The sequence below is a fragment of the Radiobacillus kanasensis genome, from assembly GCF_021049245.1.
In the GTDB taxonomy this organism is placed as follows: Bacteria; Bacillota; Bacilli; order Bacillales; family Amphibacillaceae; genus Radiobacillus; species Radiobacillus kanasensis.
This window is the reverse complement of record NZ_CP088020.1, coordinates 262,338-286,187: the sequence shown is the minus strand read 5'-3', so window position 1 is coordinate 286,187 and position 23,850 is coordinate 262,338. Positions and strand designations below refer to the sequence as shown.

Genomic DNA, 23,850 nt, shown 5'->3' with positions numbered 1-23,850 from the left:
TTTTATTCAGAATTTTGAACATCCCCTAAAAGTACGTTTAATAAATCAGCCCAAGGGTATGGAATTAATAATGTTTCTTAAGGAGGAAAACAACGTTGACTCAAAACGAATTAGGTATATTTGAAAAATTGGAATCCGAGGTACGTAGTTACTGCAGAAGCTTTCCAACTGTTTTTACGAAAGCAAAAGGGTATAAAATGTGGGACAAAGATGGGAAAGAATACATCGATTTCTTTTCAGGTGCCGGAGCACTAAATTACGGACATAACGACCCAATCATGAAGAAAAAATTAGTTGAATATATTACCGATGATGGAATTACTCACTCATTGGATATGGCCACAACGGCAAAAGCAGAATTCATCCAAAAATTTAGTGATGTCATTTTAAAACCTCGGAACCTTGATTATAAAATTATGTTCCCTGGTCCAACTGGGACGAATACCGTAGAAAGCGCGCTTAAACTTGCAAGAAAAGTAACAGGACGTACCGATGTGATTAGCTTTACAAACGGCTTCCACGGTATGACAATTGGCTCTTTATCCGTTACAGGAAATGCCTTTAAGCGTAAAGGTGCTGGAATCCCATTACAAAACGTCGTTACCATGCCTTATGATAACTTCGTAAACAATGACCTTGAAACACTAGATTATCTAGAAAGATTCCTAGAAGACAATGGTAGTGGTGTAGACATCCCTGCTGCTATGATTCTAGAAACCGTACAAGGAGAAGGCGGAATCAATGCTGCTCGTTTCGAATGGTTAAAGAAAATTGAAGAGATATGTAACCGTTGGGGCATTATGCTGATCATCGATGATGTTCAAGCTGGTGTCGGTCGTACTGGTACGTTCTTCAGTTTTGAAAAAGCAGGTATTAAGCCAGACATCGTATGTCTATCAAAATCTCTAAGCGGTTATGGACTACCATTCGCGGTTACTCTATTACGCCCGGATTTAGATATCTGGGATCCAGGTGAGCACAACGGAACTTTCCGCGGAAATAACCATGCTTTTGTTACAGCTACTGCAGCATTAAGCTATTGGGAAGATGAATCCTTTGAAAAAGGAATTCAAGAGAAATCTACTTTAATATATGATTTCCTTTCTAAGATTGTGAAGGACTATCCAGAGCTTAAAGGAGAAGTAAAAGGTAGAGGCTTCATGGTCGGAATCGGAACAGAAGTCGATGGGCTAGCTGGTAAAATTGCAGCAAAGGCATTTGAAAAAGGACTAATCATGGAAACATCTGGACCAAAAGATGAAGTATTTAAACTATTCCCACCTCTAAACATTGATAAAGAAGGACTTGAAAAAGGCTTCCAAGTCATTGAAGAGAGCGTAAAAGAACTTACAAAAGAACCTGTTACGAATTAATTTACTAGGAGGAACAAAGACATGAAAGTAGTTGCACTTAACGACATTTTAGGAACAGAAAAAGAAGTAGACGGAGGCACTTGGGTTAGCCGTAGGCTCTTAACGAAAAAAGACGGCATGGGCTATTCCGTAAACGATACAATTATTAAAGCAGGTACAGAAACGCATATTTGGTACCAAAATCACCTAGAAGCTGTTTACTGCATCGAAGGCGAAGGGGAAGTCGAAACCCTTAGCGACAACAAAGTATGGCCAATCAAAAAAGATATGATCTACGCATTAGACAAACATGACGAGCATTTACTACGTGCTCATCCTGGCTCCGATATGAGAATGGTGTGCGTATTCAACCCACCTCTAAGCGGAAATGAAGTACATGATGAAAATGGTGTATATCCAGTAGACGAAGATTAATAATAATGAACAACCACAGCCCCTAGCTAGGGGCTGTTTTTCTTACAATGAAGATACATAACACGGGAAGGGACTATTGGTATGATGAGTATAGATTACTTTGGCGAACACCCTCCACTCTCTTTATCCTTTTATGAAAAACATACTTTAGAATTAGCTCAAGCCCTACTAGGCTGTTTGCTCTTTAAAGAAACTAAAGAAGGGGTATCGGCAGGAATCATCGTAGAGACAGAAGCGTATAAAGGACCTGAAGATCGAGCGGCCCACAGTTTCAACAATCGAAGAACCAAAAGAACGGAGATTATGTTTGGCAGACCTGGAGTGACTTATACCTATTCTATGCACACGCATTGCCTGTTTAATGTCGTATCTGGCCCGGTTGATAAGCCTGAAGCGGTTCTCATACGAGCTATCGAACCTTACTACAACCATGAGCTTATGAAAAAAAGACGTCCAAACATGAAAACCATCCATCAAATGACAAATGGTCCCGGAAAGCTAACGAAGGCATTAGGAATTACAATGGAGGATTATGGCCATTCTCTTCAAGACCCTCCTCTTTGGATTAGTGAACGTCCTAGGGGATTTACATCCTTCTCCGTGAAAGAAGGACCCCGTATCGGGATTGATAATTCAGGAGAAGCAAAAAATTTCCCGTGGAGATATTGGATAGATGGAAGCCTTTTTACTTCTCGTTAAAATGGGGCAGTATTTCCCAGGACATGAATAGTCTGAAAATTACAGTAAAGGTGTAGAGAAGGAATCCCTCTTTACACCTGCTTTTTCTCCTTGACCACCGCATCAGGTGATATCGTAATTTCGTCGGTATATTCCACATAATCAATGTGACATTCTGGACCGATATAGACATTCTTTCCTTTTACAATGTTCGCTCGTGTATGTTCCAAATATACCGTTTCAGCAACAATAGTGTCCGTTCGAAGCTCTTTTGCAAACCCTTCAAACAAGTTTTCTAATCCAAAGGACAGTCCACCTTTTATGACTTCAAGTCTTTTTGCATATATAGATGTCGCAGAACATTTTCCATGCAGCTTAATAGAAGCGTGCTCTGTTTTAAGTGCCCCATATACGGTAAAACAGCCTTGCATTTTGGCTAGAGTGACATCACAGTCCCCATTAACCTTCAAAGTCCCTTTAAGCAGAAGCTCATCTCCAGATAAAGAACCTGCAACCTTAGTAGAACCTTTCACAACGAGTTCTCTAAAAGATGTACTTCCTGCTACTTTACACGTTCCTTGAACTTCCATAATTTCGGCTTGTACACTTCCATCCACATTAGTTTTTCCTTTAATAACAATCAATTCACTTGTTAGATCGCCTTCTACTTTAGAGCTTCCTCCAGTCACAAATTCTTGACAAGTTAAATCTCCATATACGGTTCCATTTCCATTAATCTTTACATATCCATAAGTTCCGCCTGAGGTACTTCCACTTCCTGATATTTTAAGCTCTCTCATCTGATTTGAAATCATATCGGATCAATCAACCCTTCCTATCCGTTCATTTAATCTTATCTTCATTATAGGGTTGACCAGTCACTATGAATACGGATGAAAGGTGGATTAGCCCTACGTCCTAAGGCTTATTTTATCGGATTCGGAGCTTTACCTTTTCTTTCCGTTTCTGTTTGATGAATCTACCCATACTAGAGTCATCTAAAGTAGAACCACAGCTTGAACATTTAACAGCTTTTGCTGGAATAGATGTAATGCAGTAAGGACACTCCTTTTTCATCATGGAATCCATTGGGGTCTGATCCGGTTTACGCAATCGATTAATCTGTCTAACGACCAGAAACACCGTAAAAAGAATGATTGTGAAGCGAATGATCGCTGTTATAAAAAGTCCATAGTTTATCGTTGCAGCACCTGCTTCTTGAGCAGCAGACAAGGAAGGATAGTGTTCACCGTTTAAACTTATAAATAAATTGGAAAAGTTCATCTTGGCTAGGACTAATCCTATTGGAGGCAACAATACATCAGTCACAATCGAATCAATGACACTACTGAACGCAGCACCTAGTACCATTCCAATTCCCATATCTGCTGCATTTCCTCGCACAACAAAATGACGGAATTCTTTTAATATCCCCATAGAAAAGCTCCTCTATATCCTGATAGTAGAGTCTATGAGTTGTCCATATGCAGTATAACCGAAAAACAAAAAGCAAACGAATGAGTTCGTTTGCTTAAGGATTCAATACTCGATCTAAAAACTGTTTGGTTCTTTCTTGCTTTGGTTTTTTTAACACTTCTTCTGGTGGACCTTGTTCCACAATGCCGCCTTGATCCATGAAGATCACTTTATCGGCTACTTGTTCCGCAAATTTCAGTTCATGCGTTACAATGACCATCGTCCAGCCTTCACCGGCTAGTTCCTTTATAACTTGTAACACTTCTCCTACCAACTCAGGATCTAAAGCAGATGTCGGTTCGTCAAACAACATTAATTCCGGTTCCATCGCTAAGGCTCTTGCTATCCCTACCCGTTGCTGTTGACCTCCCGAAAGCTGGAAAGGATACAATTCCTTTTTATCCTGTAGACCTACCTTTTCTAATAAACGCTCCGCTAGCTGAAGAACTTCCTTTCTATCCCGCTTTTGGACAACGATCGGTCCTTCCGTTACATTTTCTAATGCCGTTTTATGTGGAAACAGATTGTAAGATTGAAACACCATCCCTGAGCGCTTCCGTAAGCTTAAAATGTCATTTTTCTTTACTTTATTCGCAAAATTAATGTTCCAATCATCATAAAAGTGAAAAGACCCTTTATCGGGCATTTCAAGAGCATTTAAACAGCGGAGTAGCGTCGTTTTGCCTGATCCTGAAGGCCCAATGATGGCAAGGACTTTCCCTTTCGCGATATCCATGTCGATATGGTCTAACACGTTTAAATCTCCAAAGGATTTCGTTAATCCTTTTACTGATACATACATCATGGTCCTCCTCTCTACTTAGCAATATGGCGTTCCAGTCTATTTTCTATCAACGTTTGAATCACAGAAAGAACAAAGCAAATAATCCAATATAAAAGAGCCGCTTCCAAATAGAGTAATAGAAAGTCATAGGTTCTTGCTGTAATTTCCTGTGCTTTTCGAAATAATTCAGTTACTAAAATAAGCGAAGCTAGTGATGTATCCTTCACTAAGCTAATAAACGTATTCGATAAAGGCGGAATGGAAACACGAGCGGCTTGTGGCAATACAATTCTTCGCAACGCCTGGTTATAGGTCATTCCAATCGTGTAGCCTGCCTCCCATTGCCCCTTCGGAATCGACAAAATAGAAGCTCGAATAATCTCCGAGGCATACGCGCCAACATTCAATGAAAATGCGATAACGGCACTCGGAAAGGGATCTATTGTAACATTTAAGTTGGGCAGCCCGTAAAAGACGATAAATAATTGCACGAGTAAAGGCGTACCTCTAATAGCTGAAACAAATGCGACAGCAGGTGCTCTTACAATCGCAATGGGAGAAAGCCTCATAACCGCAATTACCAAAGCGAGTAAAAGCCCAAAAAAGAACGAAATAAGCGTAAGGGGAATTGTATATTGGATTCCCCCTTGAATCATTGGCCAAAGGGAGTTTACAAACAACTCCCACCCATGCATGTCACCTGTAATCGTTAGCAGCACATTATTTTGATGAAACATCTTCACCAAACCACTCTTTAGCAATCTCGCTTAGTGTTCCGTCTTCTTTCATCGCTTCTAGTTGTTCATTAATGGCTTCTACTAAGTCTTCATTACCTTTTCTAAAAGCTAATGCCGTTTCAGATACAGATTCTTCTTGTGCTACAATTTTAATACCTGCATCCTTTTGTTGATTCATGTAGTCTAAAACTGCCAATTTATCATTAACCGTTACGTCCACTCGACCTTGTTTAATTAATTCAATGGATTGGGCAAGGCCTTCTACCCCTTCTATCTCTGCTCCATTTTCTTTTGCAATTGCACCAAAGTTACTCGTCAGAGATTGTGCGGATTTTTTTCCCTCTAAATCTTCAAAGGATGTGATAGATGTATTATCTTCTGGAACTACCACTACTGCTGCAGAATACGTATAAGGAACAGAGAAGTCATAGTTAGCCAAACGTTCTTCATTAATGCCCACCTGGTTCGCAATCAAATCAAAGCGCTCCGCATTTAAACCAGCAAACATAGAATCCCATTGCGTTTCTTCAAACTTCACTTCTACACCCATTCTTTTTCCTACTTCACGGACTACCTCTACATCATAACCCGTTAATTCACCAGATTCGTTGTGGAACGTAAACGGTGCATACGTACCTTCCGTACCAACAGTCAGTACTCCTTCTTCCATGACTTTGTCATGTAAAGAAGCTGTTTCTTCCGTACCTTCTTTCTCGGCATTGTTATCAGATTGTGTATCTTCATTATTTGATCCACATGCAGCTAGCAACGCGATCAACGAAATCGTCAAAAACATGAATAAAAGTTTTTTCATTTCCTTAAACCCCCATTTGAATAGTCGGAATTAAATAATTTTCAGATAGTGAGTATATCCTATTTTCGCTTGTCTTGTAAACTAATACATCCTTACTTTTCCCATCACTCAGGAAAATATTAGATAAACCGATTAATTCATAATATAGATATGTAATTAATGGATATATTGTTTCCTTTTAACAATAACTAATTCGTTTCTACTACAAATCTATCAGTCTTATATTTTCGCTAAGTAAAACGACTTACTCCTCTATTAAAATTGGTAGAAACTTACTATTGTTTAAAATTTCTGAATAATTTAGTGTGAATAGTATCAACCGCTTTACTAGCGCTTGATAAATCTACAGAAGGAGTGAGTAAATGAAGAAAACATTGACAGTAGGAATGATGCTTACCTTAGTTGTTGGATCTCTATCAACTCCTTTTTCACCGGAAGTGTCTGCCGCTAAGAATGAACAAACAGACCAAAAACTAGAACAAATGAAGGTTCTAGAGAAATTGGAGAAGAGTAACACGAAGAAGCACGTAAAGGTGGATTGGGACAAGAAACGAGGAGTCCCTGAATTCATTTCAGGAGACATCTCCAAAAGTACGATTGATTCGGACGAAGACGTTCTTTCTTTTCTCGAAGAAAATCGCGACTTGTTCTCACTGAAAACAGGGTCTTTCAGCATACTAGACGTTACTACAGATGAACTTGGCATGACTCACTACAAAGTAGAACTAAAAGTAGACGACATTCCGGTTTATGGTTCTGAACTTATCGTACACACAGACAAAAACGGAATGATCACTTCCATGAATGGACAAGTAGAGCCAAAGTTAGAAAAAGTGAAGTGGAAAAAGCGTGTAAAGCTGACGGAAAAAGAGGCTATTCACAAAGCAGAGACGGTTCTTTCTTTTGACCCTACCTCTAAGAGCTATTCTACAGATCCAAATACTAAACTAGTACTCTATCAAGATAAAAAGAAGTGGTTGCCTGCCTATTTAGTAGATCTTCAATACATTCAACCTGAAGCAGGCCGGAAACAAGTATTTGTTAGTGCTGTTAATGGAAAAATCGTAGAATCGATTGATATGACTCAAGAAGCAGCTACAACAGGAACTGGTGTTGGATCAGATGGCGAAACGGTTAACTTGCAAACCTATCAGTCTGGTGGAACGTATTATTTATATGATACTTCCAAACCTATGGATGGAATAATTCGAACCTATACAGCAAACCAGGGGACCTCTTTGCCAGGAAGTTATGTAACCGATTCAGATAATAACTTCCGATCAAGTAGTCAAGCAGCTGCAGTAGACGCCCATTATTTTGCCGGGTTAACCTACGATTACTATCATGAAACGCACGGAAGAAACAGCTATGATAATAATGGTTCCGATCTCGTATCTACCGTTCACTACGGCTCCAACTACAACAACGCTTTCTGGAATGGATCGCAGATGGTATATGGAGACGGAGATGGATCAACCTTTAGTCCGTTATCGGGTTCACTTGATGTTGTGGCACATGAATTGACCCATGCGGTGACCGACACAACCGCAAATCTTGTCTATCAAAACCAATCTGGTGCACTGAACGAATCCATGTCTGACGTTTTTGCTGTTATTATCGAAGCCGAAAGTGGAGACTTTGATTGGCAGCTCGGGGAAGATGTTTATACACCTGGCACCCCAGGAGATGCATTAAGAAGCTTAGAAAACCCCGAGCTTTATGATCAACCAAGTCATATGGATGACTACTATAATACGTCAGCAGATAATGGTGGCGTTCATACGAATAGTGGAATTCCAAACAAAGCTTTTTATTATATTGCAAGTGATATAGGGTTAGATAAATCCGGTGATATTTACTACCGAGCTCTAACAAACTATTTAACATCACAAGCAGATTTCGAGGATGCTAGAAATGCTTTACTTCAATCTGCAGTAGACCTATACGGAGCAAATAGCACGGAATACCAAGCGGTTACGGATGGTTATGCCGCAGTAGGAATTGGCTCTAACTCTGGAACAAACAATGACACATACGAGCCAAACGATACGACTAGTGAGGCTCATCAAATAGAAAATGGGACAAACTACGATAGTTACATTTATAGTGGTAGCGATGTTGACTACTACACCTTTACTAGCAGTGAAGCAGGTACCATCCAAGCTAGCCTAACAAATCTTCCTGGAGACTATGATTTTTATCTATATAATTCATCAGGAACTCTTTTAGCACAATCTGAAAATAGTAGTAACAATAGTGAATCTATCTCGTATTCAGCTTCAGCTACAGGTACGTATTTCTTAAAAGTAGTTGGCTATAATGGCGCGTCAAGTTCTTCAACTGCTTATCAGCTGTCCGCAACTTATCCAACTGGATCTCAAGAAACCGCTCAATGGTACTATGAATCCGCGAGTGCAGAAACCGCACATCCATACGCGAACAATTACACAGGTGGACACACTTATACGAAATCAGGCGCTCAGAAAGTCGCCCTTCACTTCTCAAAATTTGAGACAGAAGCAGGCTATGACTATGTAGAAATTAAGGATAAGAACGAAAATGTTACTGCAACATATGATGGAACAAAATCAGACTTTTGGGTAATTGTAGATGGAGATACAATCTCAACTAATCTTGTTACCGATTATAGTGTGACGAAATATGGATATAAGATTGATCAAGTTGGCTATTTCAGTGATCAACAACTATCAACTAAAAATATCATTTCGTCTACAAAATAAGAAAATAAACAAGAAGACGCTGGAACAAAAGTATTTTGATCCTAATAAAATCCGAACTATGCTTCGAAAATTCTTAATTAGAATTCGAAATGGTTCGGATTTTTCTTTTAAGGCGCTTTTGTGAATTTTGTTACTAATCATATATAAATTTGCGACGTAACGAAATAGTAAAAGTTACTACAAAACCATCGGTTTAGTGACTGCTCGATGTTTGTACGATGCTGATTTCCGTTGCGGGTAATCGCTTTCCGCGGGCACGGCCAGGCGACTGCTGCGAATTTACTTCTTCGCTGCCTTGTCCCGAGGAAGCCTACTTCGAAGCAACACTAGGAGACGCAGGGACATCCCCCCTCTTCAAAAAGCAAAGTTCGCTTTTCTGCGGGGTCTTCAACTCGTGCTGTTCCCGCAGTCATTCATGTATCGCGAAAACAGCTATACACCACAGAGAATGAAAATAGTTATTGTGTGGCTATACTGATGCTACGGCTGGATGAGGAAGGTCGAGACTCCTTGGTGCGTGAGAGCCCTACCCGCAGTCTGACTCCTTCGACCACGGTGCATCACAGACTGTTGCTCCTTTTAAGGGAAGCACTCATGGTAGATTAACCCTATTCTGGTTGTTGCGCCAGCCTCCATTATTATTTGCCGTAGAAAGGATGTTTTCAATGGATGTAATCATTGAGAATGCTTGTGGTATGGATGTCCACAAGGATACCATTACCGCTTGTGCCATTACAACAGAAGGAAAGGAGATTGAAACTTTTTCAACTAAAACCATATATCTAATTGAGTTGGTGGACTGGGTGAAGAAACATAAGTGTACCCATGTGGCAATGGAAAGTACAAGTGTCTACTGGAAACCCATTGTCAATCTACTAGAAGCAGAAGATATTGAATATCTAGTTGTGAATGCTCAACACATTAAGGCTGTCCCCGGGCGTAAAACGGATGTGAAAGATGCCGAATGGATAGCCAAATTACTTCGTCACGGTTTACTTAAAGCTAGTTTTATTCCTGATCGAAACCAACGAGAATTACGTGAACTTGTTCGTTATCGTCGAAGTATTATTGAAGAGCGTGCCAGACAATATAATCGGATTCAAAAAGTGTTAGAAGGAGCTAATATCAAACTTGGTTCAGTTGTTTCTGACATTATGGGAGTTTCTGCTCGTGATATGCTTCGATCCATATCCGAAGGAAATGATGATCTCGAAGAGTTAACAACCTTTGCGAGAGGAGTAATGAAGAAGAAAAAGGATGAATTGAAACTCGCACTTCAAGGGTATGTTCAAGAACACCAACGGTTCATGATAAAAACGATTCTAGATCATATCGATTTCCTGACGGATCAAATCGATAAACTAGATAAAGAGATAGCGAAAAGGATGGAAGACTCTCAAGAAGATATAGACCGTTTAGATTCCATTCCTGGTATTGGGAGAAAAATGGCGGAACAAATGCTTGCAGAGCTTGGTACAAATATAAAGGAGCAATTTCCTACTGCACCTCAAATGTGTTCATGGGCTGGATTAGTTCCTGGAAATAACCAAAGTGCTGGAAAACGTAAATCTTCTAAAACGTTGAATGGAAACAAGTACCTTAAATCAGCACTGATTGAAGCAGCTCATTCTGTTCGAGGATCCAAAAACTACCTTGGTGCACTTTACCGGCGAACAGCTTCACGTAAAGGTAAAAAGCGTGCAGGAATCGTTGTAGCTCATGCGATATTACGAATCTCCTATTATCTCTTAACACGAAAAGAAATGTATGTAGATTTAGGAGAAGATTACTTCGACAAACAAAGACAACAATCCGTTGTTAAGCATTCACTACGAAGATTAGAGAGTTTAGGTTACACAGTGACAATTGTGGAACCAAAAGTGTCTTAAAATTAATCTCCAACTTCATTAGATCTTAGAATGTGGCGCTCTCCTCAAAAAAACGAATGAGCTGCGTCTACCTTAGTATTGCCATTTTTCCATATATTAGAACCTTATTTTCATGGTAGGAGTCGATTACCCTCCACTCCAATCAACATGCCTTAAATGACTGACTCATAATAGATGCCTACACTAATAAAATGAGGAAAAGAAAACCTTTTATAGTTATGAGCAACTTACATGTAAAACATATAAACAAAGAGGGTTATTTAGAACAGCCCACAAATTCATTAAAAAAGTAATTTAAAGTACATCGAACTAATTTAAGTAGGGTTAAATTTTTTAGTTTAAACGTAAGACTTCACCATTCAGAAAATATCAATTTAGCGAAGGCAGAATACGAAGACTCCTGCGGGAACAGCGCGAGCCGAAGATCTCGCAGGACTAGGAAAGCCTCTTAGAATAAACATCGCACGCAGAAAAAGCGGGTTTCTTTTTCAAGGAAGTGGTTTTCTTCCGAGGAAGCTGAGGCCGTGCCCGCGGAAAGCGGAGTATTCTGCCGGAGCGCCGCCATTTAATTCACCACTTACGTCGCATTTTCTATCAAATATGAATGAATATCCAATTGAAAGTTAACATTCCAAGTATCTTATCCTTTAATTGTCGCCTTTAGAATGGGAAGTTATAGTTTTGTCCCAGCCTCTTCTTTCATTTACATACACCTAAACCTCCCTTATGCTTCACCTATGTTAGAATATGAAAGAATATAGAAAAGGGGGAGCTACTTTGAAACGAATTGCGATTGATATGGATGAAGTCATTGCCGATCTCGTCCCCAAACATTTATCCCTGTATAATAAAGATTTTCAAGAAAGCCTCACAACAGAGGACTTAGTCGGGCAAAAACTAAGAATGCTTCGCCCACAATATGCGAAAGAAATTAGACAGTACTTAGATGACCCCACTTTTTTCCGTGATCTTGAAGTCATCGAAAACAGTCAAATTGTCCTTTAAGAACTTAGTGAGCATTACGAAATTTATATTACGACAGCAGCCATGGAAGTACCTGCTTCCTTCACTGCAAAATACGAATGGTTAAAGGAACATTTTAGTTTTCTCGATGACATGAACTTCGTTTTTTGCGGGGATAAAAGTATTATCCATGCAGACTACTTAATTGATGACAATGTAAGACATTTTAAGAAGTTTTCTGGCCAAGGTATTTTGTTCACCTCCCCACACAACCTTCACGAAACCGGATACGTAAGAGTGAACAATTGGCTGGAAGTAAGGGACTATTTTCTTTCGTAACAAGGAGGACTGGGAATGAGCGAAACTATAGTAATCGGTGCTGGGATTCTCGGTGTTTCTACAGCCTATCATTTGGCGAAATCAGGACAAAAAGTAACCATAGTTGATAGAGAAGAAAAGGGGCAAGCAACAGACGCTGCGGCAGGTATCGTTTGTCCTTGGCTATCCCAACGGAGAAATAAGGCATGGTATGCATTGGCTAGAGGAGGAGCTGCCTATTATCCCACTCTAATTCGTGAACTAGAGGATGCTGGTGAATCATCCACAGGTTATGCACAGGTAGGAACACTTAGCATTCACTCGGACCCCAAAAAATTAGAAGCAATGGTAAAAAGGGCAGAAAAGCGGCGGGAAGAAGCTCCGGAGATAGGAGAGCTAACGATATTGACCCCAGAGGAAGCAAAGGCAATGTTCCCCCCACTCCTAGAAGGTTACGGTGCCGTTCACGTAAGTGGAGGAGCTCGTGTTGATGGGACTGCGTTAAGGAATGCACTACTCCGGGCTACTCGAAAGCTTGGCGCCGAATACATCCGAGGGGAAGCTAGACTTTGGGCAGATGGGGGTATGGTTAAAGGGGCATATATCGATGATCAGAAAATGAATGCGGATCAAGTAGTGGTAACTGCTGGAGCATGGGCAAAAGAGTTATTCAAACCTCTACGAATCAACTTTGAAGTTGAACCTCAAAAAGCTCAAATTGTTCACTTGCGCCTCAAGGATACTGATACAAGTCAATGGCCCGTATTAATGCCTCCAAGTGATCATTACGTATTATCCTTTGACCAGGGGCGAGTTGTTGTCGGTACGACTCATGAAAACGGTGTGGGATTCGATACACGAGTTACCGCTTCCGGCGTAAAGGAAATTTTGGATAAAGCATTACATATTGCTCCTGGTCTCGTCGATGCCGAACTCCTAGAAACACGAGTTGGATTTAGACCGGTAACTCCAAATTTCTTACCCGTGTTCGGCCAAGTACAGCAGTTCAAAGGGTTATATACCGCAAATGGGTTGGGTTCTTCTGGACTTACATCTGGACCGTTCATCGGGAAGCAGTTAGCAAGCTGTGTGTTAGGAAAGCAAACAGATGTAGATATGGAACTTTATAATATCGCTCAAGCTATTCAATAGAAAAAGGCTTGGTTTGCACCAAGCCTTTTTCCTATCCTAAAACAGCTCGATCACTATCAAACTGCTCTCCACGAATTCGTTTAAATTCTTCCAAAAGCTTTTCTATCGTGAGATCTTGTTTTTCTTGCCCTTTCACATCCAAGATGATTTGACCTTTATCCATCATAATAAGACGATTTCCTAGTTCTAATGCTTGCTGCATATTATGCGTCACCATTAACGTTGTCAGTTGAAACTTTTCGACAATTTCTCCTGTCAGCTTCGTAATGAGTTCTGCTCGAGACGGGTCCAACGCTGCGGTATGCTCATCCAGCAATAAAATATTTGGTTCTGTAAAAGTCGCCATTAATAACGATAAAGCTTGACGTTCTCCTCCAGAAAGTAAACCTACTTTTGCATTCAAACGGTCTTCCAAGCCTAAATGAATCGTTTCAAGGGATGCTTTAAAAAACTCTTTTCGATTTTTATTAACCCCTATTTTCAACTTCCTCTTTTTATCACGTGAAAAGGCCATTGCCAAGTTTTCCTCTATTGTCATACTGGGAGCCGTTCCGGACATCGGATCTTGGAATACCCGCCCAATGTAAGCAGATCGTTTATATTCTGGTAAAAACGTGACCCTCTTTTCATTAATCTTGACTTCTCCTACGTCAGGTACGAGAGTTCCGGAAATAACGTTCATCAACGTAGACTTTCCAGCCCCATTACTTCCAATAACCGTGACAAATTCGCCCTTTCCAAGAGAAAGTTGGATGTTTTGAAGTGCCTTCTTTTCATCCGGTGTGTCTTCATTAAACGTTATTGAAATATCTTTGAGTTGAAGCACGTTATCCCTCCTTTACCTCTAAAGCTGCTCGTTTTCGTTGTCTTCGAAGCTTTTCTTTTCGTCCCTTAATTACCTTTGGAACGACTAAGGCAGCAATAACAAGTAATGCCGTAATGAGCTTCATATCTCCTGTTTGCAAAAACCCTACCTGAAGGGCTATCGTTACAACGATCCGATAAACGACCGCCCCTAGTAGTACGGCCAACGTAGTGCGTACGATTGTTTTCGTTCCAAACAACGCTTCCCCTATAATAACCGAAGCTAACCCAATAATAATCATCCCTGTACCCATATTCACATCAGAAAAGCCACCATATTGAGCGACTAATCCACCTGCCATTGCGACGAGACCATTGGACAGTCCTAGACCAACGATGATTAAAAAGTCCGTATTTGCCGAAAAGCTTCGGATCATTTTTTGGTTATCCCCTGTTGCCCGTAGAGCTAATCCAATCTCTGTTTTCAAGAAGTAATCAATAAATAATTTAATAAGTGCAAGTAACACAATCATGAAAAATAAAACAGACCATGTGCTCGGTGTTTGCGGTAGCCCCATGTTTGTTAGCCAACCATTTAAAGCTTGATCGATGCCTAACGACTGCCACCACTCACCGATTTGCTTAAAAATGGTCGGTTCGTTCAACATCGGTAAAGTCGGTCGCCCCATAATCCTTAAATTAATGGAGTATAAAGCAATCATCATTAAAATCCCAGCTAATAATGGATTGATTTTTCCTTTTGTATGCAAAACACCCGTAATACATCCCGCTAAGAAACCGGCGATTAAAGCAAAAATGGTTGCTAAAACAGGAGGTACACCACTAACAATGGAAATCGCAGCAACAGAAGATCCGGTAACGAAACTACCGTCGACCGTTAAATCCGGGAAATCTAAAACACGAAAAGATAAATATACACCGAGAGCCATTATGGCATAAATGACACCCGATTCGACAGCTCCGAATATAGATATAAACATAAAGTCCTCCTTCTAACTGAAAAGGCTGACCTAGAGGAATCTATTATCTCCAAGTCAGTCTTTCCAAGTTATTCAGCTTCTACAAGTTGTGCGTCCTCATCCCAATCGGAATTCCATTCTACCCCTTGTTCTTCTACCGCTTCTTTGTTAATAAAGAGCTGCATTTCTGACGGGTGTTCTACTGGAATATCTGCTGTTGTTTTTTCTCCTTGCAGAACTTCAGCAGCCATTTCTCCTGCCCGATATCCAATTGTATGATAATCAATGCCAAAGGTTGCAAATCCACCTTTTTTAAGAGAGTCTGGCTCTCCAACAATCAATGGAATATCTTGTTCGTTCGCAACCCCAATCACACTGTCCAACGCGGAAACAACTGTATTATCCGTGATGATATAAAACACATCCACTTCACTCACTAAAGTTGTAGCAGCTTGTTGCACATCGGCTGATGTAGCAACCGTTCTTTCTACAAGCTCCAGGCTCGTTCCATCTGTTGCTTCTTTTACCGCCTCAATTTGAGTAACAGAGTTTTGTTCTCCAGCATTGTATATGAGTCCAACTTTTGCGCCTTCAAAATATTGATCGATAAAGCTTATGGTATTTTTTATAGCGTCTGGATGCAAATCTAAAACACCTGTTATATTTTCACCTGGTTGGTCCATCGATTCAACTAATCCTGCACCAACCGCATCTGTTACGGAAGTAAAGATAATTGGAATTTCTTTAGTCGCTTGCAAAGCTCCGATAGCACTAGGCGTCGAATTGGCAAAGATTAAATCCACATTATCCGCTACAAAGTTGTTAGCAATGACACTCGCATTGTTGGGGTCATTTTGCGCACTTTGCAAATCATATTCCACCTCTAAACCAGCATCTGCTAAGGCATCCTGGAACCCTTGGTATGCTGCATCTAATGATGGGTGTTCTACAATTTGTGTTGCCCCTACCTTATAGCTTGATGAGCTCTCTCCAGCGTCACCACTTGTACTTTCATCGCCTCCACCACATGCGGACAATAAAAGTAACGCAGCAAACCCACTCGCGATCCCTTTCCACATACCTCTTTTCATGGCTCTTTCTCCCCCTGTTTACTTTATATTTTAAATTTTCAAAAGATTTAAGCTACATTATATCACACTAAAACTTTACTTGGGTAGCGTAAATTTTCCCACTTTCGTCTTCATTAAAAAACACCCCACTACAACGCATGTAAATGGGATGCTGTTCCTACTTTGTTTCTTTCCACTTTGAGATTCCATCATTTTCATCATATTCTATGATGACATCGGTGACACCTTGTTCCTCCATAATTTGTGCTTCGAGTCGATCTTTAATATCATCCGCTTTTTCAATGGTAAGATTCGGATCCACTTCGATGATGACTTCCACGTGAAGCTCCTCGCCTTCCTTCATAACGGCAAGTTCCGGTATATCTCGTACATCTGGATCCTTCATAAGGAGTGTACCAATTTTATTTTGCATTTCGTAATCCGCTTCTCCTAATACTCCTGCTGCATTATCTAAGAAAACCCGGCCAACCACATAAAACATCATAGCCCCAATCAAAACAGATGCAATCCCTTCCGCTTGATGAAAACCCGTGTATTGAGAAATAACGATTGCAATGATTGCTAGTACTCCACCTAATGTTGCCACCGAATCTTCCATAAAGACAAGCTTAGTTGCTGGCTTTGCTTTCCGATAATTACTAAAACTATCCGTCACGACTTGTAACCCTGTAGCCTTACTACCTACCTCATGGGCAATTTCCTTCATTGCTTTATAAAGTACGTACAGTTCAAGCAATACCGCCGTACCTAACACCGAAATATTAATCAGGAATCCTGTTGATTCCACGGGATGCATAATATGTAGAATCCCTTCCTTCACTGTTTCATAGGACATAATCCCTACAATTAATACCGCACCTAGCAAGACCAAATTAACTAGTCTCCCAAACCCGTTCGGAAACCGGCGACTTGGGGGTCTTTTACTTAACGCAGAGCCAATGAAAACAAAAAATTGATTGGCTGCATCACCTAGGCTATGCATCGTTTCTGCGAACATCGCCACATTGCCCGTTATGAAAAATGCGACTCCTTTGATTGCTGAGATGATTGTATTTACGATTGCTGCAATTAAAGCCGACTTATTCCCTTTTTTTAATAAATGAAAGAAGCCCATTCTTTATCTATTTCCCCTTTCCATTCCATGGCTACCTTTAGTAAAATGACCATGTACCTTTACTACGACTATCCAATAGAGGAGTACATAATTTGCTTAGAAAATCTTTTCCTTTATTTCTTATTCTTATTTCGATTTTTGTCTTCTTCCTATTCTATGAAAATCGCCCCTTTTTTAAACACAAAGATGTTCCAATGCCGACGGAGCTGCATCCTGTCGTTGCATCCAAAAAAGAGCAACTTATAGAGGAAGCGGCAAAAATAGGGATTAACATATTGATTACGGACGGCTGGAGATCGATAGAAGTCCAAAATCAATTGTATGAACAAGGACGAACAGAAGATGGAAGTATTGTCACCAACGTTCAAGGTGGAGAGTCCTACCATAACTATGGCCTAGCCATTGATTTTGCAATAAAGCTAGAAAATGGAGATGTTATTTGGGACATGACCTATGATGGGAATAAAAATAAAGAAGCGGACTGGATGGAGGTAGTAGGAATTGCCAAGTCCTTGGGATTTGAATGGGGAGGAGATTGGAACAATTTCAAAGATTACCCTCATTTTCAGATAGACTTCGGATTGTCCATTTGGGAGCTTCAACGCGGGGAACGCCCATCAGAGCGCAAAGTGGAAGCGCTCAATAACTAGCGGCATCTTTCACCTCCAAACGAAGAAGACGCCTAATCCAGTGGCGTCTTTCTCTCAATCCTTTACTTCCCCCCAAACTATCCGGGATGAAAAACAGGGTAGCAAAAAGAACTCTCTTATTTAAGAGAGCTCTTCGCGTTTATTGCTTCCACCAGTCATCAAACATCGATGCTGGTACTTGTCGTTTATGTTCTGTCATTCGGTAGCGCTTTTCTATTTTTTCTGCTATTTGCTCTGAAACAATTTTGCCTTCTAAGTAGTCATCAATATCCCCATAAGTCAAACCAAGCTCTGTTTCATCCGTCTGCTGAGGTTTTTCATCCAATAAGTCTGCTGTTGGAGCTTTTTCGTATAAACGAGCTGTAGCACCTAGCTCTTGTAAGAGCTGCTTCCCTTGTCTTTTCGTTAATCCTGTTAATGGAAGTACGTCCGCTCCACCATCGCCGTATTTGGTAAAGAACCCAGTAACCGCCTCAGCTGCATGATCTGTTCCGATAACGAGTAACTCTTTCTGACCACCGATTGCGTATTGCGCAATCATCCTTGTTCTTGCTTTTACATTCCCTTTATTGAAATCACTCAACGCTTCTCCCATTTGCTTTTCATAGCTTTTCGAGAAGGCATCCACTGTATGATATATATCAAATGTAACTTCATGCTTTGGTTTAATAAAGGAAAGGGCTAGTTGAGCATCTTCCTCATCCGCTTGTGTTCCATGAGGAAGCCGAACAGCGTAAAATTCAATATTTTTTCCTTCTGCATTCAATTCTTCTGTAGCAAGTTGTGCTAACCGACCGGCTAACGAAGAATCTTGACCACCACTAATTCCTAACACAAATCCCTTGGCCCCAGTCTTCAAGACATACTCTTTTAGAAAATCTATTCGCTTTCTAATTTCTTGTTTTGGATCAATCGTTGGTTGAACATTCAATTCTTGGGCAATTTTTTGTTGAAATGACATTTTACTCTCCTCCTTTAAACACACTTTATTGATGGTTTTCCATATTCATACACTATTCCTAACTTACTGGTAAAGGTTATTGTCTCTTATGTACTCATATATGGCTTGTGGCATATAATATCTTGGGTTGTGTCCAATTTCAAATTCCTCCCTAATGTAAGAAGAACTAATGTTATTGTCTACTCCGCGATAGATAAAAGTAAAGTGATGTTCATATTTTCTTAAAAGTTTACTAGATGCCACAATTTCATGCATATCTAACCCACTTCTTCTGATAACGACGAACTTATTTTCACTTAATAATTCCTCTCTGTGCTTCCAATTATCTCCGATTGCAATATCTTGTAATAGGTCTGCCCCCATCAGGAAATATAGGTCATGTTCTTTGAATTCTTCTTTTTCCTTCAACACTCGCATTGTTTCATAAGTGTACACTTGCCATGCTGAAACACCTAACTCATAGGTTTCTAAATCAAATCGATCATTTCCTTTGATTGCTAACTCAATCATGTCGAGTCGCTGCCTGTCTGTTGCATTAATTTTCTTGTCTGTCCTTTTCGATGAGGAAGGCATCAAGAAAATTTTATCAAAGCCTAGTCGATCAAGAATCTCCTGCGCGGAGGTTAAGTGACCATTTGTAATAGGATCAAAAGAACTTCCTAAAAACCCGTATTTCGCCATTTTTGTTCCCCTCCTTTTTATTTCACCATTTTTTCTTGTACCTTTTCGATACATGCCATTTTGTTATTCCAACAATCTACACTTAAATCAACTGGATATTCTTCCGGATTTAAAGATCGCTTATACTCATCCCATAGCAGTTCTAGGTTTTCCCTCGCAGTTTTTTGGATCTCAAAAATATTAGGAAGATCGTACACTAGTTCTCCGTTCACAAAGATATCTTGGTGTAATTCTTTCGCTTTAAAGTCAGTTACGAACTTACTAATGAAAGTGTGGGTTGGGTGGAACATTTTTAGCCGTTCCTGATTATTCGGTTCTTCGTGCTCGAGAGCAATATAATCTCCCTCAGATCTGTTATTAATCATATTAATGATTCGATACAGTTTTTTCCTTCCCGGAGTACTAACTTTTTCTGGGTTTCCTGATATTTTTATGGTATCAACCATCTCACCGTTTTCATCTTCAATAGACACTATTTTATACACAGCACCTAATGCCGGTTGGTCATAGTTCGTAATTAGTTTGGTACCGATACCCCATACATCTATTTTCGCACCCTGTGCTTTTAAGTGTGTAATAGTGCTTTCATCCAGATCATTAGAAGCAACAATCTTAGTCTGTTTAAATCCAGCATCATCTAACATCCTTCTAGCTTCTTTAGATAAATATGCCATATCTCCACTATCTAAGCGAATCCCTTCAAAATTGATTCGGTCTGCATATTCTTCTGCCACCTTTATAGCTGCTGGAACTCCAGATTTTAAGGTGTCGTACGTATCCACTAAAGGAATAAACACCTTTCCTTTTCTTCTCAAGCAACTTTCTGCATATTTCTTCATTGCTGTATAGTCATCCCGATACGTTTGGATCATAGAATGCGCATGTGTTCCAGCAACCGGAATACCAAACAATTTTCCCGCTCTCATATTACTAGTTGCACTAAAGCCGCCGATAAATGCCGCTCTTGTACCGTACAAGGCTGCATCCAATTCATGCGCCCTTCTCGTTCCGAATTCCATGGCTACCTCTTCCCCGATAACATGTTTGATTCTCGATGCTTTGGTTGCCGTTAAGGTTGGGTACCCGATCATATTCAAAAAAGCGGTTTCGATTAACTGAGCTTCTGCCAAAGTGGACTCCACAACTAACATGGCCTCATTACCAAATACAAGCTCTCCTTCGACCACTGATTTGATGGTTCCTGTGAACCGCAATCCTTTTAAATAATCTAAAAACGCTTCTTCGTAACCATGCTCTTCCCTCAAATACTCCATGTCCGTGTCAGAGAATCTAAAGCCCTTTATATAATCTACGACTCTTTCTAATCCTGCAAACAAAGCATATCCATTGCCGAACGGTAATTTTCTAAAAAACAATTCAAACACCGCTTTACGGTTGTGCATATTATCATGCCAGTATGTTTCAACCATGTTAATTTGATAGGCATCTGTGTGTAATACTAAACTATCATCCTCATATGTCTTCATTTATGAATCCTCCTCGTCATGTACATTGAATAGACACTTTAACTTTCTTACATGTTAATAGTCGGTATAACGTTCACTTTTCCTAGAAATAGATAGACGGTAAAGGGGCTTTCTCTATAAATTGATATAGCCTAGAAGGTCTTTTAGAGTTTCTCGTTGTCGTTTTCATGTTTTTATCCCTATCCCTCGCAACCTCAATAAATCCCAATTTATCCACTTTCTTATAGAAGTTATCCGAATCGATACTTTTATGATAATAGACGGCAAGAATGACACTTTGCAGCTCCGATATCGTGAACTCCTTTGCCAAGAATCGTTTGGCTATGTCCGTTTGTAACATGTCTTTTGTAATTTGTTTTTTTGCATCTTCAATGATTTCTCGGTGATCAAATGCAATATCTAAATGATCGATTTCTTCCATAGTAAACAACTCTACTTTCACAGCATCATCGGCTGCCTTTCTATTCTCTAGGAAAAACTCCGGAATAATTGCATAAAAAGCATTCGAAATAATCCAACCTCGTTTATCTCTTCCTGGTTCATCATAGGTACCAAAATGTTTTACATGGACATTTTCCACACCGGTCTCTTCTTGTAACTCTCTCAGCGCAGCTTCATAAGAGGACTCGTTAGGCATGACAAATCCGCCTGGAACAGCCCATTTCCCTCCCTCTACATTCGGTTCATTTTCAGCATCTTTGTCCGCCCGTTTTATCAACATAAGTCGTAGTTCCTTCGTCGCTTTCGTTTCCTTTTTAGTCTGAGCAGCCTCTTTATCTACAATGGTAAAAAGTAATATGTCTGAAGTATATCCATCTGGGGTTCTGTATTTACTAGAGTCATAATGGTCTAGCATTTCTTGTTCATCTTGAAAACGTCCCAAATTATCCCCTCTCTCCAATAAATATATAATGTATATTTTATAGTTATTATACAGTTTCTGTTTTTCATCGTCAATCCTTTCCAGGAATTTATTTCCTGATGGGATCTTAAATAACATCCACTCATGGCAAATTAGGTAAATATGATATGATAAAGTTAACTTTAGATATGGAGATGATACAAGTTGAAACAGGATATTTTGGATCGCCTTACGAGATATGTAAAAGTAGACACTCAATCCAATGAGAACAACGATTCCTGTCCATCTACAGAAGGACAATTAGTTCTTGCTAATATGCTTGTAGAGGAACTGAAGGAGATTGGTATGGAGGACGTAACCATAGATGAAAACGGCTATGTCATGGCTACCTTGCCAGCTAATTCAGACAAAGATCTGCCTACCATTGGGTTCCTAGCACACGTTGATACGGCGACAGATTTTACCGGTAAAAATGTAAACCCACAAGTACATAGCAACTATGATGGGACGGACATTGTCCTCAATAAAGGACTAGGTGTGGTTTTATCTCCTAACGATTTCCCTGAACTTAAAAATTATGTTGGTCACACTCTCATTACGACGGATGGCACAACATTGTTAGGTGCCGACAATAAAGCTGGAGTGTCAGAGATTATGACAGCAATGGATTATCTCATTCAACACCCAGAAGTAAAACACGGAAGAATCCGGGTTGCTTTTACACCAGATGAGGAAATCGGCAGAGGGCCTCATAAATTCAATGTGGAGGCATTTGATGCAGATTACGCATACACGATGGACGGAGGTCCACTTGGGGAATTACAATATGAAAGCTTTAACGCAGCAGCTGCTAAATTAACCTTTAAAGGAAACAATGTTCACCCAGGAACAGCAAAAGGTAAAATGGTGAACTCCGCAAAAATTGCCATGGAATTTCATAGTAAACTTCCATCTGAGGAAGCACCTGAATTCACGGAAGAATACGAAGGCTTTTATCACCTCATTTCCTTTAATGGGGATGTGGAAGAATCTAAGTTATACTACATTATTCGGGACCATGATCGAAAGAAGTTCACAGCTAAGAAAGAGAATATCGAAAGCATTGCTGCAGAGCTTCGTCAAAAGTATGGAGAAGAAAGTATCGTGTTGGATATGAAGGACCAGTATTACAACATGCGTGAAAAAATTGAGCCAGTGAAGGAAATCGTTGACAATGCATACAATGCGATGAAAAAGCTTGAAATTGAACCACTTGTCCAACCAATTCGAGGTGGTACAGATGGATCACAATTATCCTTCATGGGTTTACCAACACCGAACGTTTTCACTGGTGGAGAAAACTATCACGGGAAATTTGAATATATTTCTTTAGAAAACATGGAAAAGGCTGTTCATGTCATCCTGGAAATTGTAAAAGCCTAATCTAAAGGGGGAGTTGTCTTGTCTACTGTTAAAATAGTGTCTCTTGTTACACCTGATCAGTGGAGAGAAGCGTATCCGGTTATGAAGCATTTGCGAACACACTTAGATGAGGATGCTTTTCTAACCTTGGTGGAACAAGCACAAGAGAACGATCATTACCAGCTAGCAGCTCTTTACTACGAAGAGGAAGTAGTAGCTGTTATCGGATATATGCCTATGGTCACCCTATACAATGGAAGGTTTATCTGGGTATGTGACCTCGTTACGAAACCAGAAGTTCGTTCTCAAGGATTTGGAGAGCAATTACTGTCACATGTTGAACAGTGGGCAAAGGAGCAAGGGTTTAACAAAATCTCTCTTTCCTCTGGATTACAACGTGTCGATGCTCACCGATTTTATGAGAAGAAAATGGATTATCGAAAAGTAAGCTATGTATTTTTAAAAGACCTATAGAACTAG

Annotated in this window: 22 protein-coding genes and 1 pseudogene; 10 read left to right on the top strand and 13 right to left on the bottom strand. The window is 40.0% G+C overall.

Annotated elements, in window-relative coordinates:
• The first annotated feature begins 95 nt into the window (after positions 1 to 95).
• The 3 genes from ectB to KO561_RS01555 all read left to right on the top strand — a co-directional run bounded on the left by ectB (position 96) and on the right by KO561_RS01555 (position 2,486).
• On the top strand, positions 96 to 1,373 hold the full coding sequence (gene ectB, locus KO561_RS01565; RefSeq protein WP_231095398.1) for a diaminobutyrate--2-oxoglutarate transaminase: 1,278 nt from the start codon (positions 96 to 98) through the stop codon (positions 1,371 to 1,373).
• A 21-nt stretch (positions 1,374 to 1,394) separates the two neighbouring features.
• Positions 1,395 to 1,787: an ectoine synthase gene (locus KO561_RS01560; RefSeq protein ID WP_231095396.1), complete on the top strand. Its 393-nt coding sequence runs from the start codon at positions 1,395 to 1,397 to the stop codon at positions 1,785 to 1,787.
• 84 nt (positions 1,788 to 1,871) lie between these two features.
• Positions 1,872 to 2,486 (top strand): DNA-3-methyladenine glycosylase, encoded by a 615-nt coding sequence (locus tag KO561_RS01555; protein ID WP_231097021.1) that lies wholly within the window; start codon positions 1,872 to 1,874, stop codon positions 2,484 to 2,486.
• Positions 2,487 to 2,557: 71 nt separating this feature from the next.
• On the opposite strand, the gene KO561_RS01550 is transcribed toward KO561_RS01555, so the two are convergent.
• The 5 genes from KO561_RS01550 to KO561_RS01530 form a co-directional block, all read right to left on the bottom strand.
• Positions 2,558 to 3,280 carry a polymer-forming cytoskeletal protein gene (locus KO561_RS01550; protein WP_231095395.1) on the bottom strand — a complete coding sequence of 241 codons (723 nt, stop codon included), beginning with the start codon at positions 3,278 to 3,280 and terminating at the stop codon, positions 2,558 to 2,560.
• 115 nt (positions 3,281 to 3,395) lie between these two features.
• On the bottom strand, positions 3,396 to 3,902 hold the full coding sequence (mscL, locus tag KO561_RS01545) for a large conductance mechanosensitive channel protein MscL (RefSeq protein ID WP_231095394.1): 507 nt from the start codon (positions 3,900 to 3,902) through the stop codon (positions 3,396 to 3,398).
• A 94-nt stretch (positions 3,903 to 3,996) separates the two neighbouring features.
• Entirely contained in the window at positions 3,997 to 4,743 is a 747-nt protein-coding gene (locus tag KO561_RS01540) for an amino acid ABC transporter ATP-binding protein (RefSeq protein WP_231095393.1), read from the bottom strand.
• 14 nt (positions 4,744 to 4,757) lie between these two features.
• Positions 4,758 to 5,462 (bottom strand): amino acid ABC transporter permease, encoded by a 705-nt coding sequence (locus KO561_RS01535; RefSeq protein ID WP_231095392.1) that lies wholly within the window; start codon positions 5,460 to 5,462, stop codon positions 4,758 to 4,760.
• Positions 5,446 to 6,276 (bottom strand): amino acid ABC transporter substrate-binding protein, encoded by an 831-nt coding sequence (locus tag KO561_RS01530; RefSeq protein ID WP_231095390.1) that lies wholly within the window; start codon positions 6,274 to 6,276, stop codon positions 5,446 to 5,448. Before KO561_RS01530 ends, KO561_RS01535 begins: the two co-directional genes overlap by 17 nt.
• Positions 6,277 to 6,638: 362 nt before the next feature.
• Between KO561_RS01530 and KO561_RS01525 the strand changes: the two genes are divergently transcribed.
• The 4 genes and pseudogenes from KO561_RS01525 to KO561_RS01510 all read left to right on the top strand — a co-directional run bounded on the left by KO561_RS01525 (position 6,639) and on the right by KO561_RS01510 (position 13,339).
• Positions 6,639 to 9,017: a M4 family metallopeptidase gene (locus KO561_RS01525; protein WP_231095388.1), complete on the top strand. Its 2,379-nt coding sequence runs from the start codon at positions 6,639 to 6,641 to the stop codon at positions 9,015 to 9,017.
• 665 nt (positions 9,018 to 9,682) lie between these two features.
• Positions 9,683 to 10,906, top strand: a complete 1,224-nt coding sequence (locus KO561_RS01520) for an IS110 family RNA-guided transposase (protein ID WP_231093844.1) — start codon at positions 9,683 to 9,685, stop codon at positions 10,904 to 10,906.
• Positions 10,907 to 11,653: 747 nt separating this feature from the next.
• Positions 11,654 to 12,208, top strand: a pseudogene (locus KO561_RS01515) (5' nucleotidase, NT5C type).
• Positions 12,209 to 12,223: 15 nt separating this feature from the next.
• Positions 12,224 to 13,339 (top strand): NAD(P)/FAD-dependent oxidoreductase, encoded by a 1,116-nt coding sequence (locus KO561_RS01510; protein ID WP_231095387.1) that lies wholly within the window; start codon positions 12,224 to 12,226, stop codon positions 13,337 to 13,339.
• 31 nt (positions 13,340 to 13,370) lie between these two features.
• Here KO561_RS01510 and KO561_RS01505 read toward each other — a convergent pair whose 3' ends face one another.
• The 4 genes from KO561_RS01505 to KO561_RS01490 form a co-directional block, all read right to left on the bottom strand.
• Positions 13,371 to 14,165, bottom strand: coding sequence for an ABC transporter ATP-binding protein (locus tag KO561_RS01505; protein ID WP_231095386.1), 795 nt, complete (start codon positions 14,163 to 14,165; stop codon positions 13,371 to 13,373).
• A gap of 1 nt (position 14,166) precedes the next feature.
• A complete protein-coding gene (locus tag KO561_RS01500) occupies positions 14,167 to 15,144 on the bottom strand; it encodes an ABC transporter permease (protein WP_231095385.1) in 978 nt (325 codons plus the stop codon).
• Positions 15,145 to 15,212: 68 nt separating this feature from the next.
• Positions 15,213 to 16,214 carry an ABC transporter substrate-binding protein gene (locus tag KO561_RS01495; protein ID WP_231095384.1) on the bottom strand — a complete coding sequence of 334 codons (1,002 nt, stop codon included), beginning with the start codon at positions 16,212 to 16,214 and terminating at the stop codon, positions 15,213 to 15,215.
• 157 nt (positions 16,215 to 16,371) lie between these two features.
• The gene (locus KO561_RS01490) at positions 16,372 to 17,328 is read right to left on the bottom strand and encodes a cation diffusion facilitator family transporter (RefSeq protein ID WP_231095382.1); all 957 of its coding nucleotides are present in this window, start codon (positions 17,326 to 17,328) and stop codon (positions 16,372 to 16,374) included.
• A gap of 92 nt (positions 17,329 to 17,420) precedes the next feature.
• Between KO561_RS01490 and KO561_RS01485 the strand changes: the two genes are divergently transcribed.
• Entirely contained in the window at positions 17,421 to 17,978 is a 558-nt protein-coding gene (locus KO561_RS01485; RefSeq protein WP_231095380.1) for a M15 family metallopeptidase, read from the top strand.
• A gap of 139 nt (positions 17,979 to 18,117) precedes the next feature.
• Here KO561_RS01485 and nadE read toward each other — a convergent pair whose 3' ends face one another.
• The 4 genes from nadE to KO561_RS01465 form a co-directional block, all read right to left on the bottom strand.
• A complete protein-coding gene (gene nadE, locus KO561_RS01480; RefSeq protein WP_231095378.1) occupies positions 18,118 to 18,939 on the bottom strand; it encodes an ammonia-dependent NAD(+) synthetase in 822 nt (273 codons plus the stop codon).
• A gap of 63 nt (positions 18,940 to 19,002) precedes the next feature.
• Positions 19,003 to 19,620, bottom strand: coding sequence for a nicotinate (nicotinamide) nucleotide adenylyltransferase (gene nadD / locus KO561_RS01475; RefSeq protein ID WP_231095376.1), 618 nt, complete (start codon positions 19,618 to 19,620; stop codon positions 19,003 to 19,005).
• Positions 19,621 to 19,637: 17 nt separating this feature from the next.
• Entirely contained in the window at positions 19,638 to 21,107 is a 1,470-nt protein-coding gene (locus tag KO561_RS01470) for a nicotinate phosphoribosyltransferase (RefSeq protein ID WP_231095374.1), read from the bottom strand.
• 82 nt (positions 21,108 to 21,189) lie between these two features.
• Entirely contained in the window at positions 21,190 to 21,990 is an 801-nt protein-coding gene (locus KO561_RS01465; RefSeq protein ID WP_231095372.1) for an NUDIX hydrolase, read from the bottom strand.
• Between the two features lie 183 nt (positions 21,991 to 22,173).
• On the opposite strand from KO561_RS01465, the gene pepT reads away from it, so the two are divergent.
• Together pepT and KO561_RS01455 are read left to right on the top strand one after the other, a co-directional pair.
• Positions 22,174 to 23,391 carry a peptidase T gene (pepT, locus tag KO561_RS01460; protein ID WP_231095371.1) on the top strand — a complete coding sequence of 406 codons (1,218 nt, stop codon included), beginning with the start codon at positions 22,174 to 22,176 and terminating at the stop codon, positions 23,389 to 23,391.
• A gap of 18 nt (positions 23,392 to 23,409) precedes the next feature.
• The gene (locus KO561_RS01455; RefSeq protein WP_269140682.1) at positions 23,410 to 23,844 is read left to right on the top strand and encodes a GNAT family N-acetyltransferase; all 435 of its coding nucleotides are present in this window, start codon (positions 23,410 to 23,412) and stop codon (positions 23,842 to 23,844) included.
• Positions 23,845 to 23,850 lie beyond the last annotated feature (6 nt).

Coding starts and splice junctions, on each gene's coding strand:
- KO561_RS01560 (WP_231095396.1), top strand. CDS start 1,395: ATGAAAGTAGTTGCACTTAACGACATTTTAGGAACAGAAAAAGAAGTA.
- KO561_RS01555 (WP_231097021.1), top strand. CDS start 1,872: ATGAGTATAGATTACTTTGGCGAACACCCTCCACTCTCTTTATCCTTT.
- KO561_RS01550 (WP_231095395.1), bottom strand. CDS start 3,280: ATGATTTCAAATCAGATGAGAGAGCTTAAAATATCAGGAAGTGGAAGT.
- mscL (WP_231095394.1), bottom strand. CDS start 3,902: ATGGGGATATTAAAAGAATTCCGTCATTTTGTTGTGCGAGGAAATGCA.
- KO561_RS01540 (WP_231095393.1), bottom strand. CDS start 4,743: ATGTATGTATCAGTAAAAGGATTAACGAAATCCTTTGGAGATTTAAAC.
- KO561_RS01535 (WP_231095392.1), bottom strand. CDS start 5,462: ATGTTTCATCAAAATAATGTGCTGCTAACGATTACAGGTGACATGCAT.
- KO561_RS01530 (WP_231095390.1), bottom strand. CDS start 6,276: ATGAAAAAACTTTTATTCATGTTTTTGACGATTTCGTTGATCGCGTTG.
- KO561_RS01525 (WP_231095388.1), top strand. CDS start 6,639: ATGAAGAAAACATTGACAGTAGGAATGATGCTTACCTTAGTTGTTGGA.
- KO561_RS01520 (WP_231093844.1), top strand. CDS start 9,683: ATGGATGTAATCATTGAGAATGCTTGTGGTATGGATGTCCACAAGGAT.
- KO561_RS01510 (WP_231095387.1), top strand. CDS start 12,224: ATGAGCGAAACTATAGTAATCGGTGCTGGGATTCTCGGTGTTTCTACA.
- KO561_RS01500 (WP_231095385.1), bottom strand. CDS start 15,144: ATGTTTATATCTATATTCGGAGCTGTCGAATCGGGTGTCATTTATGCC.
- KO561_RS01495 (WP_231095384.1), bottom strand. CDS start 16,214: ATGAAAAGAGGTATGTGGAAAGGGATCGCGAGTGGGTTTGCTGCGTTA.
- KO561_RS01490 (WP_231095382.1), bottom strand. CDS start 17,328: ATGGGCTTCTTTCATTTATTAAAAAAAGGGAATAAGTCGGCTTTAATT.
- nadE (WP_231095378.1), bottom strand. CDS start 18,939: ATGTCATTTCAACAAAAAATTGCCCAAGAATTGAATGTTCAACCAACG.
- nadD (WP_231095376.1), bottom strand. CDS start 19,620: ATGGCGAAATACGGGTTTTTAGGAAGTTCTTTTGATCCTATTACAAAT.
- KO561_RS01470 (WP_231095374.1), bottom strand. CDS start 21,107: ATGAAGACATATGAGGATGATAGTTTAGTATTACACACAGATGCCTAT.